Source organism: Sphingobium sp. (assembly GCF_033795625.1).
In the GTDB taxonomy this organism is placed as follows: Bacteria; Pseudomonadota; Alphaproteobacteria; order Sphingomonadales; family Sphingomonadaceae; genus Sphingobium.
In genome coordinates this window covers 116,307-136,112 of record NZ_JARYGI010000002.1, presented here as the reverse complement: position 1 = coordinate 136,112, position 19,806 = coordinate 116,307, and the positions used below count along the sequence as shown (strand labels likewise).

The following is a 19,806-nucleotide window of genomic DNA, read 5'->3' as shown; positions in this document are numbered from 1 at the left end:
CCGTTCGGGCTGAGCGAAGTCGAAGCCATTGCCTGAGCGTCAGCGAAGGCACCTCGCCGCGCTCGATGGAACCCTTCGACTTCGCTCAGCGCGAACGGAGTAAATCCAGTCATTCCGTATTAAAGCGGTCGAGCTTCACTCCGCTGCCTCTTCCAGATGTCCATGCGGAGCAGCCTGCATCGCACTCACACCCAGCTTCGCGAACAGCGCCGCATCGGCATTGTCCCCCGCGTTGGGCGTCGTCAGCAGCCGGTCGCCGGTAAAGATGCTGTTCGCCCCCGCCATGAAGCACAAAGCCTGACACGCCTCGCTCATGCTCTCGCGCCCCGCCGAGAGCCGCACCATGCTCTGCGGCATCACGATGCGCGCGACAGCGACGGTGCGCACGAATTCGATCTCGTCGATCTTGGCGAGCGGCGTGTCGGCCAGCATGTCGCCCAGCACCGTGCCCTTCACCGGCACCAGCGCGTTGATCGGGACGCTCTCGGGATGCGGCATCGTTCCCAGTGCATGGATGAAGCCGATCCGGTCGTCACGCGTCTCGCCCATGCCGACGATCCCGCCGCAACACACATTGATCCCGGCGGCGCGGACATTCTCCAGCGTCTCGATCCGGTCCTCGAAGGTCCGCGTCGTGATGACGTTCGCGTAATTCTCCGGCGAGGTATCGATATTGTGGTTGTAGTAATCCAGTCCCGCTTCGGCCAGCTGCTGCGACTGGTCGGCGCTTAGCATGCCCAAGGTCATGCAGGTCTCCAGCCCCATGGCACGGACGCCCTTCACCATCTCGACGATGGCAGGCATGTCGCGATCCTTGGGACTGCGCCAGGCGGCTCCCATGCAGAACCGCCCGGAACCCGCGTCCTTGGCCTGCGCCGCCGATTGCAGCACCGCGCGCACGTCCATCAGCTTTTCGGCTTTCAGCCCCGTCTCGGCATGAACGGACTGATTGCAGTATCCGCAGTCCTCCACACAGCCGCCGGTCTTGATCGACAGCAGCGTCGAAAGCTGCACTTCGTTGCGCGGATGACAGGCGCGATGCACGGTCTGCGCCTCGAACATCAGGTCAGAGAACGGCAGGTCGAACAGCGCCGCGATCTCATCGCGGGTCCAATCGGTACGGGCAGTGGCAGCGGTCACGCGGCGTCCTCCAGCGGGGGCATGTTGTGGCCGAGGAGGCGCAGCACGTCAGCCGCGCATTCCACGACGTTCGACCCCGGCCCATAAATGCCCTGCACGCCTGCGTCACGCAGATAGTCATAATCCTGCGGCGGGATCACGCCGCCGGCGATCACCTTGATATCGTTGCGGCCCTGCTCCCGAAGCAGCTTGATCAGTTCGGGGATCAGCGTCTTGTGACCCGCCGCCAGCGATGACGCGCCGACCACATCGACTTCGCTCTCCAGCGCCAGCACCACGGTTTCCTCGGGCGTCTGGAACAGCGGACCCGACACGATGTCGAAACCCATGTCGCCAAAGGCCGAGGCGATCACATTCGCCCCGCGATCATGCCCGTCCTGTCCCATCTTGGCGACCATCAGCTTGGGCTTGCGGCCCAGCCGCCGCTCCACGGCCGACACGCCGTCCAGCACCTGCTTCCAGCGGCTGTCGTCCTTGTAGGGCGCGGCATAGACGCCCTTCACTGGCGTCGGCTGCGTGCCATAGCGCCCGAACACATCTTCCATCGCAAGGCTGATCTCGCCCAGCGTCGCCCGCGCCCGCGCTGCATCGACGGCCAGCGCCAGCAGGTTCTCGCTGCCCTTCGCGCCCTCGCGCAAGGCATCCAGCGCCGCCTGACACGCTGCCTCGTCGCGTGATGCCTTCACCGAATTGATCCGCGCAATCTGCCCTTCGCGAACCTTCGCATTGTCGATGTCGAGCGTCTCCAGCGCGTCCTCGGTGGCGAGGCGGTACTTATTGACGCCGACGATCACGTCCTCGGCCCGGTCGACCCGCGCCTGTCGCGCCGCCGCCGCTTCCTCGATCATCGCCTTGGGCCAGCCAGCCGCCACGGCCTTCGCCATGCCGCCATCGGCATCCACGCGCTCGATGATCTCCCACGCCTTGTCGACCAGTTCCTGCGTCAGGCTCTCGATATAATAGCTGCCCCCCAGAGGATCGACGACATTGCACATGCCGGTCTCTTCCTGGATCACGATCTGCGTATTGCGCGCGATCCGGGCCGAAAAGTCGGTCGGCAGCGCGATCGCCTCGTCCAGCGCATTGGTGTGCAGCGACTGCGTCCCGCCCAGCATCGCGGCCATCGCCTCGATCGTGGTGCGCATCACATTGTTGTACGGGTCCTGCTCGGTCAGCGACACGCCGCTGGTCTGGCAGTGCGTGCGCAGCATCTTGGAGCGCTCGTCCTTCGCGCCCAGGTTGGTCATCACCCGATGCCACAGCACGCGTGCCGCGCGCAGCTTCGCAATCTCCATGAAGAAGTTCATGCCGATCGCGAAAAAGAAACTGAGACGTCCGGCGAACTTGTCGATGTCGAGGCCGCTCGCCACGCCGTATTTCACATATTCGCGCCCGTCCGCGATGGTGAAGGCAAGCTCCTGCACCTGCGTCGCCCCGGCTTCCTGCATATGATAGCCGGAGATCGAAATGCTGTTGAACTTGGGCATCTCCCGCGACGTATAGCCGAAGATGTCGGAGATGATCCGCATGCTTGGCTCGGGCGGATAGATGTACGTGTTGCGGACCATGAACTCCTTGAGGATGTCGTTCTGGATGGTCCCGTCGAGCAGCTTGCGGTCGACGCCCTGCTCCTCGCCCGCGACGATGAAGAAGGCGAGGATCGGGATCACCGCGCCGTTCATCGTCATGGACACGCTCATCTTGTCGAGCGGGATGCCGTCGAAGAGGATCTTCATGTCCTCGACGGAATCGATCGCCACGCCGGCCTTGCCGACATCGCCGACGACACGCGGATGATCGCTGTCATAGCCGCGATGCGTTGCCAGATCGAAAGCGACCGACAGCCCCTTTTGTCCCGCCGCCAGGTTACGCCGATAGAAGGCGTTGGATTCCTCGGCCGTCGAAAAGCCCGCATATTGCCGAATCGTCCACGGGCGTCCCGCATACATGCTCGCCCGCACGCCCCGCGTGAACGGCGCAAAGCCCGGCAGGCCCGGATCGACCGTCACATCCTGCGCCGTATAGAGTGGCTTGACGTCGATACCCTCGGGCGTGCGCCAGGTCAGGTCCTTGCCCATGACCTCTTTGGCTGCCGCGGCCTGCCACTGATCCAAACTCGGTTTGTCGGTCATCACTTGCCCTCAAACTTGGCGGGACGCTTTGCGAGGAAGGCCTGCACGCCCTCCTTGAAATCCGCGCTGCGTCCCGCCTCCCGCTGGTGCGCGCGTTCCAGCGCCAACGCCTGCGAGAAACTCGATTCCTGTGTTGCAGAAATTCCCTTGCGGATCAGCCCCAAAGAGACTGTGGGAAGCGCAGCCAGCCGTGCAGCCAAAGCTGACGCCTCCTCCGCTAATGCCTCGTCATCCACGGCTTTGTAGATCAGGCCCCAATCTTCCGCTGTATCCGCCGGCAACTTTTCGCCTAGCATCATCATCCGGGTCGCTCGCGCGCGTCCGATGAGACGTGGCAGCATCCATGTTGCTCCACCGTCCGGCACCAATCCGATATTCACGAAAGCCTGAAGGAAGTAAGACGACCTGCCCGCTATGACGAAATCTGAAGTGAGCGCCAGCGATGCACCGATTCCCGCGCAAGCCCCATGAACCTGCGCCACGACGGGCAGCCTGGAGGCCATGAAGCGCTCTATGCAGGGATTGTAATGGTCTTCCAATAGCTGCCCGAGGTCGTCGGGAAGGCCTCCCTCCGCCTGGAGATCGAGGCCACTGCAAAAGCCTCTGCCCTCGGCCTTCAGCAGGATAGCCCGCGCACCCAGTTCCGGAAATGCCTCCACCGCATCGATGATCTCGTAGAACATCTCCGGTATAACCGCATTGAGTCGCTCCGGCCGATTGAGCGACAGAACACCGACGCCATCGGTCACGGAGGCGAGTATCGTTCCGTAATTGGTCAATGCGCAACGACCTCCGGCGTCTCCATGATTTCCGTCAGAACGCCATTCATATCCTTGGGATGCACGAAAAAGATCAGCGTACCATGCGCGCCGATGCGCGGCTCGCCCAGGACCTTCGCTCCTTTGGCCTCGAACCACGCCTTGGCTTCGTGGATGTCCGCCACTTCATAGCACATATGATGCTGGCCGCCCGCGGGGTTCTTGGCGATGAAACCGTGGATTGGCGAGTTCTCGCCCAGTGGCTCGATCAGCTCGATCTGCGTCCCGCTGGTGCCGTTTTCGCCCGGCGTATCGACAAAGCACACCTTCACGCCCTGCGCGGGCAGATCGAAGGGCTCGTGGATATGCGTGGCCCCCATCACATCGCGGTAATAGGCGATGCTCTTGTCGATCGAGGGCGTGGCCACGCCGATGTGGTTCAGACGGCCGAGTTTCATTGCGGCATCCTCAAAGGGGAATGTTGTCGTGCTTCTTCCACGGATTCTCCAGCGCCTTGTTGCGCAGTTTCCGCAAGCCCAGCGCGATCCGCTTCCGGGTGGAGTGCGGCTGGATCACCTCGTCGATGAAGCCTTTCGACGCCGCGACGAACGGGTTTGCAAAACGATCCTCATATTCCTTGGTCCGCTGCGCGATTTCCTCGGGAGTCTTGCCGCGGAAGATGATCTCGACTGCGCCCTTCGCGCCCATCACCGCGATCTCCGCAGTCGGCCACGCATAGTTCAAATCGCCCCGCAGATGCTTCGACGCCATCACGTCATAGGCGCCGCCATAGGCTTTGCGCGTGATGACGGTGATCTTCGGCACGGTCGCCTCGGCATAGGCGAACAGCAGTTTCGCGCCATGCTTGATGATGCCGTTATGCTCCTGCCCTACGCCCGGCAGGAATCCCGGCACATCGACAAAGGTGATGATCGGGATGTCGAACGCATCGCAGAAGCGCACGAAGCGCCCGGCCTTCTTCGACGACCCGATGTCGAGGCACCCGGCCAGCACCATCGGCTGATTGGCGACGATACCCACGGTCCGCCCCTCGATACGGCCGAAACCGCACAGGATGTTCCCGGCATGGGCAGGCTGCACTTCAAAGAAGTCGCCTTCGTCCACGACCTTCCGGATCAACTCGTGCATGTCATAAGGCTGGTTCGCGTTGGCCGGGATCAGCGTGTCCAGGCTCTCCTCGATCCGGTCCCATTCGTCGGCGGTCGGGCGCTCCGGCGCGGACTCGCGGTTGGACGCGGGCAGGAAGTCGATGAAGTCGCGCGTCGACAGCAGCGCCTCGATGTCATTCTCGAATGCCACGTCCGCCACGCCGGACTTGGTGGTGTGCGTCACAGCGCCGCCAAGTTCCTCCTGCGTGACGATTTCGTTCGTGACCGTCTTCACCACGTCCGGGCCGGTGACGAACATATAGCTGCTGTCCTTCACCATGAAGATGAAGTCGGTCATGGCGGGCGAGTAGACCGCGCCGCCGGCGCAGGGCCCCATGATAAGGCTGATCTGCGGCACGACGCCGCTGGCCATCACGTTGCGCTGGAACACTTCGGCATAGCCGCCGAGCGATGCGACGCCCTCCTGAATGCGCGCGCCGCCGCTGTCGTTCAGGCCGATGACGGGCGCCCCGACCTTCATCGCCATGTCCATGATCTTGCAGATCTTCTGCGCGTGCCGCTCAGACAGTGATCCGCCGAACACCGTGAAATCCTGGCTGAACACGAACACCAGCCGCCCGTTGATCGTGCCCGATCCGGTGACCACGCCATCGCCCGGGATCTTGGTCTCTTCCATACCGAAGTCGGTGCAGTTGTGCTCGACATACATATCGAGTTCTTCGAAACTGTTCTCGTCCAGCAGGACGTCCAGCCTTTCGCGCGCGGTCAGCCGTCCCTTGGCATGCTGCGCCGCGATCCGCTTCGCCCCTCCGCCCATTCGGGCCGCTTCGCGCATTTTCTCCAGCTTCTCGACTACGGCCAGTTTCGACATGAACATCCTCTTCCCGGAATAGTAGCCTGCCCATTTCAGGCTTTCGCTAAAAGGGCAAATGTGAATTTGCGGATTTGCAAAAGGTGACTTTGCAAATTACTGCGAAGCGATGGCACGAGGCGCACGGATATTCGCGGGACAGAAGTTGCGGCAACTGCGGCTCGATCAACGTCTGGATCAGGCCGCGATGGCGGCGATCCTCGGCATTTCGGTATCCTATCTCAGCCAGCTTGAGAATGACGACCGCCCCTTGACCGCCAAGGTGAAGGCCGCACTGGCAGGCGCCTTCCCACTGGACTGGGCCGCGTTCGATGCGCGGGAAGAGGAACAGCTTCTGGGCGCCTTTACCTTCGCCCTTGCCCATCCTGAAGTCGCCAGCGGACCGCTGGAGGCCGAGCGGATCGAGAAGTTGCACCTTCAGTTCCCCGAATTCGCCGCCCGCTTCGTGGACCTGCACCGCGCCTATGCCCGCGCCAACGAACGCCTGAACATGATGGAGGAAGCCATCGCCAATGACATGGCGGCGCAGGAGCGTATGCCATGGGAAGCGGTTCGCGACTGGTTTCACGATGCCGGGAACTATGTGCATAACCTGGACTGCATGGCGGAAGATCTATGGGCGGCTCTGTCGGACGGCGAGCGCCTGACGGAAACCGCGCTTACAGGCGCGTTACGCGACCGCCACGGCATCGAAACACGCGTGCAGGAAGCCCGCGATGCCGCGCTGCGTGTCTACGACGCGGAGAACAGGCGGCTGTTCATCAACGCCGCCTTGCCGCCCGAAAGCCGCAAGTTCATGCTCGCGCATCAACTGGTGACGACCGAAGGCGCTGCGGTTATCGCGGAAGTCACGGCCAAGGCCGCACTGTCCGCACCCGGTTCCGACCGGCTGCTCGCCATCGGCCTGGGCAATTATGCGGCTGGTGCGCTTGTTATGCCCTACGCCCGGTTTAGAGAGTCCGCTCGCGAAGTCCGCCACGACATCGACCAACTCGCCCGCCGCTTCGGCGTCAGCTTCGAGCAGGCCTGCCATCGCCTTTCCACGCTGCAACGTCCGGGCCTGCGCGGCATCCCGTTCTTCTTCTGCCGCGTCGACATGGCCGGCAACATCACCAAGCGGCACAGCGCCACGCGCCTGCAATTCGCCCGTTTCGGCGGAGCCTGCCCCCTCTGGATCGTGCATGAGGCAGTCGCTATCCCCGACCGCATTCTCGTCCAGCTCGGCGAGACGCCCGATCACGTAAGATATGTTTCGATGGCGAAAGGACTCGTCAAGCCCTCCGGCAGCTATGCCCGCGCGCCGCGCCGCTACGCCGTTGTCCTGGGCTGCGAAATCGAGCACGCAGGCAACTTCGTTTATGCCGACGGCCTTCAACTCACCGACGAAGCCGCCGCGACCCCGATCGGCGTCACCTGCCGCCTATGCCCCCGCCAAAGCTGCGACCAGCGCGCCTTCCCGCCCGCCGACCGCCCCATCCGCGTCGATCCCGACAACCGGCAGGTCGTGCCTTATTCTATCGAATGATAGTCAACTTCACGGTCGGTTCACTTCAGCAGAACCAGCTCTTCCGCCATGCTCGGATGCAGCGCCACGGTATCGTCGAAGTCCTGCTTCGTGAGCCCCGCCTTCACCGCAACCGCCGCCGCCTGCAAAATTTCGGGCGCATCCGGCCCAATCATGTGCAGCCCGACCACCCGATTGGTCGCTGCATCCACGACCATCTTGTAGAGCGCCCGCTCGTTCCGGTTCGCCAGCACGTTCTTCATAGCCCGGAAGTCGGACGTGTAGATCTTCACCGTCCCAAGCCTGCTTCGCGCTTCCGCCTCGGTCATGCCGACTGCGCCGATGGGCGGATGGCTGAACACTGCCGAAGGGATGCAGCCATAGTCCACCGTGCGCGGATTGCCGCCGAACACGGTATCGGCAAAGGCATGGCCCTCCCGGATCGCTACCGGCGTCAGCTGCACGCGATTGGTTACATCGCCCACGGCATAGATGCTGTCGCAGGACGACTTGCTATATTCGTCAACCGAGATCGCGCCTTGCTTGTCGAGTTCGATCCCGGCATTTTCCAGCCCCAGCCCCTTCGTATTCGGCTGACGTCCCGTTGCGAACAGAACCACGTCGCAGGCGATCGGATCGCCATTCTTGATGCGGATACACAGGGTTCCGTCATCGTTCTTCTCGATCTTCTCGAACTCGGCATTGAAGCGGAAGTTGATGCCTTTCGACATGCTGATCTGAAGCAGCCGGTCGCGGATCTGGGCATCATATCCGCGCAGGATCGTGTCGGAGCGATTGACGATCGTCACATGTGCGCCGAATTCATGGAAGATCCCGGCGAACTCATTGGCGATATAGCCGCCACCGCCGATGACGATCCGCGTGGGCGCCTCATCCAAATGGAACACTTCGTTCGAGGTGATGCTATGCTCCGCCCCCTCGAACTCGGGGACCACCGGCCATGCGCCCGTCGCGATCAGGATGTATTTCGCCGTCACGGTCCGCCCGCTGGCGAGCTTCACATCATGCGGCCCGGCAACCGTCGCGCGCTCGTGAAACGTCTCGACCTTGTTGTTGTCCAGCGTCTCCTGGTAAATCCCGTTCAGGCGATCGACGTCCGCCAGCACATTGTCCCGCAGCGTCGGCCAATCGAAATCGCAGTCCGGCACGTTCCATCCGAACCGCCGCGCGTCTTTCAGGTCTTCGGCGAAATGCGCGCCATAAACGAGCAGCTTTTTGGGCACGCATCCGCGAATGACGCAGGTGCCGCCGACCCGATACTCTTCCGCCACCGCGACCTTCGCGCCATGCGCCGCGGAAATCCGGGCGGCCCGCACACCACCAGAGCCCGCACCGATGACAAAGAGGTCGTAATCATAGTCGCTCATGCAGAAGGCCTTCGTTGTTTGCAGCGATATGGCTCTGGATCGCGCAGGTTACAAACCGGAAAGATTGATCGCTATGATCGCCCGCGCCTTCAACCTAGCGCCAGATCGATCAGCGCCATGGTCGAGGGATCGAAGCCGGTAGGCCCGTCCTGCTCGATGGACTTGGCGATCTGCTTGCCCAGTTCCACGCCGAACTGGTCGAAGGGATTGATGCCCATCAAGACGGCATTGGCAAAGGTGCGGTGCTCATAGAAGGCGATCAACGCGCCGAGCGACTGCGGCGTCACATCGTCCAGCAGGATCGTCGTGGAAGGCCGATTGCCGGGATAGGCCCGCGCCGGGTCTTCGGCATTGTCCTTGCCCCGCATCAGCGCCGCGCCTTGTGCGAAACAGTTGACCAGCAACGTCCGGTGATGCGCCGGATCGAGGGTATGCCCCGGCTCGATGGACGCGATGAACTCGACCGGCACCACATGCGTGCCCTGATGCAGCAGCTGGAACACCGCATGTTGCGCGTCCGTGCCGACCCCACCCCAAGTGATTGGCGCGGTCGGACCATCCACCGGCTGCCCCTCCGCAGTGACGCTCTTGCCATTGCTCTCCATCTCAAGCTGCTGGAGATAGGAGGGCAGCAGCTTAAGCCGCTCGTCATAGGCAAAGACCGCGCGCGTCTGGCACTGCATCACGCGGGCGTAGTAGAGGTCCGCAAAGGCCGCAAGCAGCGGCGCATTGGCAGTGGGTTCCGCCAGCCGGAAATGCCGGTCCATGACTGCCGCACCCTCCAGCAGGCTCTCGAACGCATCCCAACCGAGCGCCAGCGCCGCAGGAAAGCCAATCGACGACCAGAGCGAGTAGCGCCCGCCGACACTCTCATTGAACGGCAGCACGCGGGTTTCATCGACGCCCCATTCCAGCGCCTTGTCCGGATCGGCAGTCAGCGCGATCACCCGGCCATAGGGGTCATCGATGCCTGCCTCCACCATCCAGTTGATGGTGCTGGCGGCGTTCAACATCGTCTCGGTCGTCGTGAACGTCTTCGATGCGACGGCGAGGATCGTCGCATGCGGATCGAACCGGTCCAGCGCCGCCTCCAGCGCGGTGCCATCGACGTTGGACACGATGGCCACGTCATACCGCATCTCGTTCCCGCCAAGGGCATCGACGATCAGGTTCGGTCCCAGCGCCGACCCGCCGATGCCGACATGGATGATATGCCGCACCGGTCCCAAGGCTTCCGCCTCGATGGCGTCGATCAACGCCCGCATCCGCGCATGCAGCGCCTTTGCGGTCGCCACGCTTTCGGGATTGCCCTCACCGCGCTCGGCGGGATGCTCCGCCGCCCGGTCTTCGGTGTTGTTGATCTTCGCCCCGGCGAACAAGGCGTCGCGCTTGCCGGCAAAATCGCTTTCCAGCGCAAGCGCCTGAAACGCTGACAGCAGATCGTCCGTCAAATGGGTCTTACTCCAGTCGAACCGAATCGGACCTACGGACAGGCTATGCTTCGACAAGCGCTCGGCATCGGCGTCGAAGATCGTCTTGAGTTCGGGAACGGGCTGCGCACTAATGGCGGTCCACGATGGGCTGGGCATGACAGGTCCTTCTGAGTGAGAGGCGTGCGCCCCCGCTGCACGACGGAGATTCACCGCCTCCATAGCGAAAGGAACTCCCGCTTGCATAGGCAGGAGATCACGCTCCCTTGACCTTGTCGATGGGACGCCGCAAAGCCACGGTCACAACCCAAGGGAAGCGATAGAAAAAGCATGAGCAGCAAATCGGAAACGGGGGACTTTCTGTGGTTCCTCGCCAAGCTGACGATCTTCGTGATCGTGCTGCGCAGCTTCATTATGTCCCCCTTCAACATTCCATCCGAATCGATGCAGCCGCGCCTGCTGATCGGTGACTATCTGCTCGTCGCGAAATGGCCCTATGGCTATTCCCGCTACAGCCTGCCCTTCGGCGTGCCGCTGATCCCCGGCCGCATCTTCGCCTCTCAGCCAGAGCGCGGCGATGTCGTGGTGTTCAAGGCGCCGCCAGACCAGCAGAACGATTATATCAAGCGCGTCATCGGCCTGCCCGGAGACCTGATCTCCGTTCAGAAGGGTACTGTCGTCCTGAATGGGCAGGCGATCCCCAAGGTGAAAGTCGCGGACCTGCTCATCCCTGCATCGCCCAACATGGTTGCAGCATCGGAGAAGGACGGCAATCCCTCGCCCTGCTATCGCGTCCAGTTCGAGGAACGCGCCGCGGATGGTTCGCGCATGTGCCGCTATCCGCAATATCGCGAAACGCTGCCCAACGGAAAAAGCTACAATGTGCTGGACCTCGATCCCGATGGTCCCGCCGACGATCGCGAAACCGTTGTCGTACCCGAAGGACGCCTCTTCCTGATGGGCGACAATCGCGACCGCAGCGCTGACAGCCGCTTTCCTGCCGAAGCCGGTGGTGGCATCGGCCTCGTTCCTCAGGAGAACCTCGTCGGACGGGCGATGGTCTCGGTCTTCTCGACTGACGGCAGCGCACAATGGCTGCTCCCCTGGACCTGGTTCACCGCCGCCCGGTGGGACCGGATCGGCGAAAGCTTCTGATGCGGGCCGACACGGCGGACTGGCTGAAGGCGCTGATCGCGCGCGCTCCCGACCGCCCCGACCTCTTCATGCAGGCGCTGACACATGGCAGCGCCGCAGCCGCCAATTACGAGCGGCTGGAATTTCTGGGCGACCGCGTGCTGGGCCTGGTCGTGGCAGAATGGCTGTTCGAGCATTTCCCGGCCGAACCCGAAGGCAAGCTCTCCCGCCGCTTCAATGCTCTCGTCTCCGGCGAAACCTGCGCCGAAGTCGCCCGCGACGTGGGCGTGCCCAAACATATGGTGCTCGGCAAGCAGGCGCGCGACGATGGCGCGACCGACAGCGACAATGTGCTGGGCGACGTCATGGAGGCGATTATCGGCGCGCTATTCCTCGACGCCGGGATGGAGGCGGCAAAAGCACTGGTCCGCCGCCTCTGGGCCGGCCGCGTCGACACGCAGGATTCAGCGCCCAAACATCCCAAGTCCGCGCTTCAGGAATGGGCAGCCGCCAATCGCCGCCGCCCGCCCGAATATGTCATGACCGGCAAGTCCGGCCCCCACCACAACCTGCGCTTCGCCGTCACCGTCTCGATCAACGGCATCGGCGAAGCATCGGCCGAAGGCGCATCGAAGCAGGAGGCGGAAACCGCCGCCGCCAAGGCGATGCTGGCGCAGCTTAGTTAGCCTTCTCATTTCCGGCCCGCTCCTCTATGGCGGCGGCATGACATCCATTGAAAATCACACTCGCTGCGGCGTTGTTGCCGTGGTCGGCGCACCCAATGCGGGCAAGTCCACGCTGGTCAACGCGCTGGTCGGGCAGAAGGTCGCGATCACCAGCCCAAAGGCACAGACCACCCGCACCCGCGTCATGGGCGTCGCCATCGAAGGCGAGGCGCAGTTGATCCTGGTCGACACGCCCGGCATCTTCGAACCCAAGCGCCGCCTAGACCGGGCGATGGTGCAGGCAGCGTGGGGCGGCGCTCAAGGCGCGGACCTGATCGCGCTCGTCATCGACGGCAAGGCCGGGCTCGGCCCGAAGCTGGAACGCGCCGTCGAAGGATTGAAGGAGCGCAAGGAACCCAAGCTCCTCATCATCAACAAGGTCGATGTCGCGACCAAGGAAAAGCTCCTGGTCCATGCGCAAAAGCTGAACGATGCCGTTGGTTTTGAAGAGATTTTCTTCGTCAGCGCCGCCACTGGCGATGGCCTGCCGGAATTCAAGGCGGCCCTTGCCAAGATGATGCCGGAAGGTCCCTGGCATTTTCCCGAGGATCAGGTGTCGGACGCGACCGACCGGATGCTGGCGGCGGAAATCACGCGCGAACAGCTCTACCACCAGCTTCATGCCGAACTGCCTTATGCCGCCGCCGTCGAGACGGAGAAATATAGCGAACGTCCCGACGGTTCCCTCGAAATCCACCAGCAGATCCTGATCGGACGCCCGACACAACGCGCCATCGTGCTCGGCAAGGGCGGTCAGCGCCTCAAGCAGATCGGCTCACAGGCGCGTGCAGAACTTGCAGCGCTGATCGGCAAGCCCGTCCACCTCTACCTCCATGTGAAGGTGAAGGAGGACTGGGAGGACGACCGCAGCGTCTATCGCGACATCGGCCTGGACTGGGTGGAGTAGCGCCCACCATTCCCCTATAAACCGTCATTCCTGCGCAGCCAGGGAGCCAGCGTCGTCAACCCTGCGGGCTATTCCGCTGCCACCGCCTTCTTCTTCGGCGCGGCGGGCTTCTTGGTGGGAGCCTTCTTCGCAGGTGCCTTCTTTGCCGCAGCCTTCTTCGGCGCCGCTTTCTTCTTGCCCTTCTTCGCCGGAGCAGCCGCAGCACGCGCATCGATCAACTGCGCCGCTTCCTCCAGTGTCAGGGCGTCCTTGTCCACCGTCTTCGGCAACGTCGCGTTGGTCTCACCATCGGTGACATAGGCGCCGTAGCGGCCTTCCATCAGCTTGATCTCCGCCTCGGTACGTGGATGCTTGCCCAGCACCTTCAGCGGCTCGCGGCCGCCCGCAGAGCGCGGCCCCTTGTTCGCGGCATCGGCAAGTTTCGCGACAGCCGCATTCATGCCCGTCTCGAATATCTCCGCCGTGCCCGAAAGCCGCGCATACTTCCCGTCATGCAGCAGATAAGGCCCGAACCGCCCGATGTTCGCGACGATGGGCTTGCCCGTCTCGGGATGATCCCCAACCGTGCGCGGCAGGCTGAGCAGCTTCACTGCCCAGTCCAGCGTCAATTCGCCATCCGGCAGGTCCTTCGGGATCGAGCCGCGCTTGGCTTCCTTGCCCTCACCCATCTCGATATACGGCCCAAAGCGTCCGCTCTTCCGAACGATGTCCTGCCCCGTCTCGGGATGCTGCCCCATCGACTCCGGTCCGGTATCCGCCGCACCGTCGCCACCCGGCTGCCCGAACTTGCGCGTGAACTTGCACTCAGGATAGTTGGAGCAGGCGATGAACGCCCCAAACCGTCCGCCCCGCAACGACAGCTTGCCGTCATCGCATAGCGGGCAGGCGCGCGGATCGCTGCCGTCCGCCTTGGGCGGGAACAGCATCGGCTCCAGGAATTTGTCCAGCTCGGCCGTGACTTCGGAGGGCTTTTGCTCCATCACTTCCTGCGTCTTGGGCTTGAAGTCCTTCCAGAACGCCTCCAGCACTTCCTGCCACTGCGCCCGGCCGCCGGACACATCGTCCAGTTCGTCTTCCATGCCCGCCGTGAAATCATAGCTCACATAGCGTTCGAAGAACCGCTCAAGGAACGCCGTGACCAGCCGCCCGCTTTCCTCGGCAAAGAAGCGGTTCTTCTCCACCCGCACATAATCGCGGTCCTTCAGCGTTTGCAGCGTGGACGCATAAGTCGAAGGCCGCCCGATCCCCAGTTCCTCCAGCCGCTTGACGAGGCTCGCCTCGCTGTAGCGCGGCGGCGGCTGCGTGAAATGCTGCTCGGCATTGACCGCTTTCTTGGCGGGCACATCGCCTTGCGAGAGGCGCGGCAACAGCTTGCCGTCCTCGTCTTCGCTGTCGTCGCGGCCTTCCTCATACAATGCAAGAAAGCCGGGGAAGATCACGACCTGCCCCGTCGCCCGCAGCGTATGACTGCCGCTGCCGTCAACCATGTCGATGGTCGTCCGCTCCATCCGCGCCGAAGCCATCTGGCTTGCCAGAGCACGCTTGAACACCAGGTCATAGAGCCGGGCATGATCGCCGCTCCCCACCTTGTCTCGCGAAAATTCGGTCGGGCGGATCGCCTCATGCGCTTCCTGTGCGTTCTTAGCCTTCGTCTGATACTGGCGTGGTTTTTCAGGAAGATAGCCGCCGTCATAACGATCGGATATCGCCTTGCGCGCCGCCGAAATCGCGCTGTGATCCATCTGCACGCCGTCAGTGCGCATGTAGGTGATCGCCCCGTCCTCATAGAGCTGCTGCGCGATCCGCATCGTGTGGCTGGCCGAGAAGCCGAGCTTGCGCGCCGCCTCCTGCTGGAGCGTCGAAGTCGTGAACGGCGGCGGCGGATTGCGCGTGACCGGCTTCGTCTCGACGCTCTGCACCGTGAAGCGCCCCGCCTCGACATCCGCCTTCGCCGCCAGCGCATCGCCTTCCTTGCCGATACTCAGCCGCTCGATCTTCTCGCCCTTCCAGCGGATCAGGCGCGAGGTGAACGCGACGCCCCCCTGCTCCATCTCGGCAGTGACCGACCAATATTCTTGGGGGCTGAAGCTCTCGATCTCCCGCTCGCGCTCCACCACCAGCCGCAAAGCGACGGACTGCACCCGCCCGGCCGATTTCGCCCCCGGAAGCTTGCGCCAGAGCACCGGCGAGAGCGTGAATCCGACCAGATAGTCCAGCGCCCGCCGCGCCCGATAGGCGTCGATCAGATCCTCGTCCAAAGCACGAGGATGCGCCATTGCATCCAGCACCGCCGCCTTTGTGATCGCGTTGAAGGTTACGCGGTCAACCTGCTGAGGCAGCGCCTTTTTCGCGCGCAACACTTCCTGCACATGCCAACTGATCGCCTCCCCTTCGCGATCAGGGTCAGTCGCCAGGATCAGGCGCGTGGCTTTCTTCGCCTCGTCGGTAATCGCCTTCAATTGCCGCGCCTTGTCGCCATAATTCTCCCACGACATGGCAAAGCCCTCGTCCGGGTTCACCGACCCGTCTTTCGCCGGCAAGTCGCGGATGTGGCCGTAGGAGGCGAGGACGTGGAAATCCCCGCCCAGATACTTCTCGATGGTCTTCGCCTTGGCCGGCGATTCTACGATGACTAGCTGCATGTTGCTGCCGAAAACCTCTGCTGAAACGATCTCTCACGTATACGCGCGAGTCTGGATGCGAAAATTTGGAGTCGTCAAGGGGAGGCTTGCGGTCAGCCGAACAGGCTCACGCGCCCGCCCGCATGGCGCTCGGCCCGTCCGGCCAGTTCAAGTTCGAGCAGGACCGTCTGGACGAGCGCAGGCGGGATGCCGGACTGGCGGATCAGTTCATCCACCGGCACCGGCACCGGCCCCAGCAGATCGATGATGCGGCGGCGATCGGCATCGCTGGCGTCGGCCATCTCCGGAATGAAAGGATCGACAGGCTGCCGCAGCATCGCGCCATGGATCGGCCCCACGGCCTCCAATATGTCCGCGACCGACTGCACCAGTATCGCGCCTTCGCGAATCAATTGATTGCACCCCTGCGCGCGCGGATCGAGCGGCGATCCCGGCACGGCCATGACGTCGCGCCCGGCTTCTCCGGCCAGCCTCGCAGTAATCAGCGACCCGGATTTCGGCGCAGCTTCCACCACCACCGTGCCCACGGAGAGCCCCGCGATGATCCGGTTGCGCGAAGGGAAATGCCGCGCCAGCGGCTGCGTACCCGGCGGCTGCTCGGCCAGCAGCAGGCCTTGGGCAGCCACCTGCTCCTGCAACGCGCCATTCTCCGGCGGATAGGCAATGTCGATCCCGCTGGCGATCACGCCGATCGTCCCGCCTTCCAACGCCCCCTGATGGGCCGCCGTATCAATCCCCCGCGCCAGCCCGGAGACGACCGAAACCCGCTCCGCCCCCAAACCCTGCGCCAGCATTCGTGCAAACCGGCAGGCCGCCGCCGAAGCATTGCGCGCGCCCACCATCCCGACGCACCGCCGCTTCGCCAGCGAAAGGGCCCCGCGATAGATCAGCGCAGGCGGCGCCGTTTCCATCTCCGCCAGCAGCGCCGGATAGTCGGCCTCACCAAGGAACAGATAGGACGCGCCCAACGCCTGCGTCCGCTCAACCTCTCGCAAAACGAGCGCCATGTCCGCAAGGCGCGGCGCTTTGCCGCCACCCCGCGCCGCCAGATCCGGTATCGCTGCAAGCGCCCTGGTCGCCGACCCGAAGCGGCCGATCAACTGCCGGTAGGTGACAGGCCCGATCTGCGGCGAACGGATCAGGCGCAGGCTGTCGAGCCGAGACTGCTCCAACTGCCTAGCCCTTCTTGCCGACTTTGGGCTCCGTGCCCGCGATCAGCCGCGCGATGTTTGCGCGATGCCGCCACAGCACGATCACCGCCATGCCCGCAAACGCCTGCGCCAGTTGCGGATGTCCCCACAGCCACGCCCCGATCGGCGCACTCACCGCCGCCGACATGCCGCCGACCGAAGACCGGCGCAGGATCAGCAGCGCCCCGATCCACACGCCCGCGAACAGCAGTCCGCTCGGCCAGTGCAGCGCCAGCACCACGCCCATCATCGTCGCCACGCCCTTCCCGCCCGCAAAGCGCAGCCACACCGGATAGCAGTGGCCGATAAACGCCATCACCCCGCCGATCACTGGCCCATGCGCGGGATCGATCATCCCGCCAACCGCCACCGCAGCCGCGCCCTTGGCGAGATCGAACAGCAAGGTCAGCGCGGCTAGCCCCTTGCGCCCGGTGCGCAGCACATTGGTCGCGCCGATATTGCCCGATCCGATCTGGCGCAGGTCCCCCGCCCCCGAAAAACGGGTGATCAGCAGGCCAAAAGGAATGGAACCAAGGACATAGCCGACGATCGCGGCAAGGATCGGCGCGAGCCAGGAGGAGGTCATGAGGGACAATCCTGTAATTGGCATCCCGATCGAAGGAGCCGGGATGATGAAGCATATGCCCGTGCTTTAGAGGCCAGATTGCGCGCGCGCCATGGTTGACTTCATGGATCGCACGATCAAATGAACGGCTATGTCCGTCGCGCCCGATGCCCCGATCCTGTTTTTCGACTCCGGCGTCGGGGGACTCTCGATCCTTGAGCCCGCCCGCAAGCGCCTGCCGACCGCGCCCGTCATATATGCGGCGGACTCGGCGGGATTTCCCTATGGCACTAAGAGCGAGGCGGAAATCGCCGCCCGCGTGCCTGCTTTGCTGGGACGATTGGTAGAGCGTTATCGGCCTCGCCTCGTCGTTATCGCCTGCAACACCGCGTCGACCATTGCCCTGTCGGCGGTACGGGCGGCTCTCGACGTGCCGGTGGTCGGCACCGTCCCGGCGATAAAACCGGCGGCGGAACAGTCGAAGACTCGCGTCATAGGCGTCCTTGGCACCGATGCGACCGTCCGCCAGCCCTATGTCGACCGCCTCGCCGCCGAGCATGGCGCGGACTGCACGATCTTGCGCCACGGTTCTGCGGCGCTGGTGGCGCTGGCCGAAGCAAAACTGCGCGGCGAACCGCTCGACCCCGCGGTTGCGGCGACCGCCCTCGATGGACTGCTGTCGCAGCCACGCGGCGATGAAATGGATGTGGTGGTTCTCGCCTGCACCCATTTTCCGCTGGTGACGCAGGAACTTGCCGCCGCCAGCCCGCGGACTCTGACCTTCGTCGACGGCGGCGCGGGCATAGCCCGCCGCATCGCCTATCTCACCGAAGGCCAGCCTTGGCCCGGCGCTTATGCCCCCGGACGGGCGGTGTTCACTCGCCTTGACGACGCCACTCGCGCGCTCGCGCCGGCGCTGCGGGAATTCGGGCTGGACCGCATAGAAGCACTGTAATCCTGCACAACTGTCAGCCTTGAACTTTCTGCGAACGGTTATCGCTGGTAAATCGCAAACGTCGCGGCTAAATGGCGCAAGCACAGGGGATGCAGCAGTCGGGACGGCGCCGTGAACTACAAGCATATCTTCAGCCAGGCGATCGACCGTCTGCACAGCGAAGGCCGCTACCGCGTCTTCATTGATATTCTCCGCAACAAGGGGAATTACCCCAACGCGCGGTGCTTCCACGGCCATAATGGTCCCAAGCCGATCACTGTCTGGTGCTCGAACGATTATCTCGCCATGGGCCAGCATCCTGCCGTAGTATCCGCCATGGAAGAGGCGCTGCACGATGTCGGCGCAGGGTCGGGCGGCACCCGGAACATCGGCGGAAACACGCATTACCACGTCGATCTGGAAGGCGAACTGGCCGACCTGCATGGCAAGGAAGGCGCGCTGCTCTTCACCAGCGGCTATGTGTCGAACGAAGCCACGCTGTCGACGCTCGCCAAGCTGCTGCCCGGCTGCATCATCTATTCCGATGAACTGAACCACGCCTCGATGATCGCGGGCATCCGTAATTCCGGGTGCGAGAAGCAGGTGTTCCGCCACAATGACGTCGCTCACCTGCGCGAATTGCTGGAAGCGTCCGACCCCGAAGCGCCCAAGCTCATCGCCTTCGAAAGCGTCTATTCGATGGACGGCGATGTCGCCCCCATCGATGCGCTGTGCGACCTTGCCGACGAATTCAATGCGCTGACCTATCTCGACGAAGTACATGCCGTCGGCATGTACGGCGCGCGCGGCGGCGGCATTTCCGACCGTGACGAAAACGCTCACCGCCTGACCATCATCGAGGGCACGCTCGGCAAGGCATTCGGTGTCATGGGCGGCTACATCGCGGCCGATCAGATGATCATCGACGTGATCCGCAGCTACGCGCCCGGCTTCATATTCACCACTTCGCTTTCGCCCGTGCTGGTCGCAGGCGCGCTCGCAAGCGTCCGTCACCTGAAAGCCTCCAGCGCCGAGCGCGATGGCCAGCAAGCCGCTGCCGCGAAGCTCAAGGCCCTGATGCGGGACGCGGGCCTGCCCGTCATGCCGTCGGTCACGCATATCGTGCCGCTGATGGTCGGCGATCCGGTCAAGGCCAAGCGGATCAGCGACATATTACTCGCCGAATATGGCGTGTACGTGCAGCCCATCAATTATCCCACCGTTCCCCGTGGTACGGAGCGCCTGCGCTTCACCCCCGGCCCGGCGCATGACGAAACCATGATGCGCGAACTCGTCTCCGCGCTGGTCGAGATCTGGGACCGCCTCGAACTGCGTCTGGCGGAAGCGGCCTAAAAC

Annotated in this window: 16 protein-coding genes; 6 read left to right on the top strand and 10 right to left on the bottom strand. The window is 63.5% G+C overall.

Going from position 1 to position 19,806, the window contains the following annotated elements:
• Window positions 1–135: 135 nt before the first annotated feature.
• Genes bioB through QHC67_RS01750 form a run of 5 tightly spaced genes read right to left on the bottom strand, consistent with a single transcriptional unit; the run spans window position 136 to window position 6,031 of the window.
• Window positions 136–1,140: a biotin synthase BioB gene (gene bioB / locus QHC67_RS01770; protein WP_319290294.1), complete on the bottom strand. Its 1,005-nt coding sequence runs from the start codon at window positions 1,138–1,140 to the stop codon at window positions 136–138.
• Window positions 1,137–3,272 carry a methylmalonyl-CoA mutase gene (gene scpA, locus QHC67_RS01765; RefSeq protein ID WP_319290292.1) on the bottom strand — a complete coding sequence of 712 codons (2,136 nt, stop codon included), beginning with the start codon at window positions 3,270–3,272 and terminating at the stop codon, window positions 1,137–1,139. The genes bioB and scpA overlap by 4 nt, the downstream gene beginning before the upstream one ends.
• Window positions 3,272–4,051, bottom strand: a complete 780-nt coding sequence (locus QHC67_RS01760) for an enoyl-CoA hydratase-related protein (protein ID WP_319290290.1) — start codon at window positions 4,049–4,051, stop codon at window positions 3,272–3,274. The genes scpA and QHC67_RS01760 overlap by 1 nt, the downstream gene beginning before the upstream one ends.
• Window positions 4,048–4,488, bottom strand: coding sequence for a methylmalonyl-CoA epimerase (gene mce, locus QHC67_RS01755; RefSeq protein ID WP_319290287.1), 441 nt, complete (start codon window positions 4,486–4,488; stop codon window positions 4,048–4,050). Before mce ends, QHC67_RS01760 begins: the two co-directional genes overlap by 4 nt.
• A gap of 10 nt (window positions 4,489–4,498) precedes the next feature.
• Window positions 4,499–6,031, bottom strand: a complete 1,533-nt coding sequence (locus QHC67_RS01750; RefSeq protein ID WP_319290285.1) for an acyl-CoA carboxylase subunit beta — start codon at window positions 6,029–6,031, stop codon at window positions 4,499–4,501.
• 109 nt (window positions 6,032–6,140) lie between these two features.
• Here QHC67_RS01750 and QHC67_RS01745 point away from each other — a divergent pair, with 109 nt between their 5' ends.
• Window positions 6,141–7,556: a helix-turn-helix domain-containing protein gene (locus QHC67_RS01745; protein ID WP_319290282.1), complete on the top strand. Its 1,416-nt coding sequence runs from the start codon at window positions 6,141–6,143 to the stop codon at window positions 7,554–7,556.
• A gap of 20 nt (window positions 7,557–7,576) precedes the next feature.
• Here QHC67_RS01745 and gor read toward each other — a convergent pair whose 3' ends face one another.
• Both gor and pgi read right to left on the bottom strand, forming a co-directional pair.
• The gene (gene gor, locus QHC67_RS01740; RefSeq protein WP_319290280.1) at window positions 7,577–8,923 is read right to left on the bottom strand and encodes a glutathione-disulfide reductase; all 1,347 of its coding nucleotides are present in this window, start codon (window positions 8,921–8,923) and stop codon (window positions 7,577–7,579) included.
• An 89-nt stretch (window positions 8,924–9,012) separates the two neighbouring features.
• On the bottom strand, window positions 9,013–10,512 hold the full coding sequence (gene pgi, locus QHC67_RS01735; RefSeq protein WP_319290278.1) for a glucose-6-phosphate isomerase: 1,500 nt from the start codon (window positions 10,510–10,512) through the stop codon (window positions 9,013–9,015).
• Window positions 10,513–10,683: 171 nt separating this feature from the next.
• Between pgi and lepB the strand changes: the two genes are divergently transcribed.
• Genes lepB through era form a run of 3 tightly spaced genes read left to right on the top strand, consistent with a single transcriptional unit; the run spans window position 10,684 to window position 13,119 of the window.
• A complete protein-coding gene (gene lepB, locus QHC67_RS01730) occupies window positions 10,684–11,508 on the top strand; it encodes a signal peptidase I (RefSeq protein WP_319290276.1) in 825 nt (274 codons plus the stop codon).
• Window positions 11,508–12,173, top strand: a complete 666-nt coding sequence (gene rnc / locus QHC67_RS01725; protein WP_319290274.1) for a ribonuclease III — start codon at window positions 11,508–11,510, stop codon at window positions 12,171–12,173. Before lepB ends, rnc begins: the two co-directional genes overlap by 1 nt.
• Before the next feature lie 37 nt (window positions 12,174–12,210).
• Window positions 12,211–13,119 carry a GTPase Era gene (gene era, locus QHC67_RS01720; RefSeq protein WP_319290272.1) on the top strand — a complete coding sequence of 303 codons (909 nt, stop codon included), beginning with the start codon at window positions 12,211–12,213 and terminating at the stop codon, window positions 13,117–13,119.
• 68 nt (window positions 13,120–13,187) lie between these two features.
• On the opposite strand, the gene topA is transcribed toward era, so the two are convergent.
• The 3 genes from topA to plsY all read right to left on the bottom strand — a co-directional run bounded on the left by topA (window position 13,188) and on the right by plsY (window position 17,537).
• Window positions 13,188–15,761 carry a type I DNA topoisomerase gene (gene topA, locus QHC67_RS01715; protein ID WP_319290270.1) on the bottom strand — a complete coding sequence of 858 codons (2,574 nt, stop codon included), beginning with the start codon at window positions 15,759–15,761 and terminating at the stop codon, window positions 13,188–13,190.
• 92 nt (window positions 15,762–15,853) lie between these two features.
• Entirely contained in the window at window positions 15,854–16,933 is a 1,080-nt protein-coding gene (gene dprA, locus QHC67_RS01710) for a DNA-processing protein DprA (RefSeq protein ID WP_319290268.1), read from the bottom strand.
• Window positions 16,934–16,937: 4 nt separating this feature from the next.
• A complete protein-coding gene (plsY, locus tag QHC67_RS01705) occupies window positions 16,938–17,537 on the bottom strand; it encodes a glycerol-3-phosphate 1-O-acyltransferase PlsY (RefSeq protein ID WP_319290266.1) in 600 nt (199 codons plus the stop codon).
• A gap of 130 nt (window positions 17,538–17,667) precedes the next feature.
• Here plsY and murI point away from each other — a divergent pair, with 130 nt between their 5' ends.
• Together murI and hemA are read left to right on the top strand one after the other, a co-directional pair.
• Window positions 17,668–18,471, top strand: a complete 804-nt coding sequence (gene murI, locus QHC67_RS01700) for a glutamate racemase (RefSeq protein ID WP_319290264.1) — start codon at window positions 17,668–17,670, stop codon at window positions 18,469–18,471.
• A gap of 111 nt (window positions 18,472–18,582) precedes the next feature.
• Window positions 18,583–19,803 carry a 5-aminolevulinate synthase gene (gene hemA / locus QHC67_RS01695; protein WP_319290261.1) on the top strand — a complete coding sequence of 407 codons (1,221 nt, stop codon included), beginning with the start codon at window positions 18,583–18,585 and terminating at the stop codon, window positions 19,801–19,803.
• The last annotated feature ends 3 nt before the right edge of the window (window positions 19,804–19,806 follow it).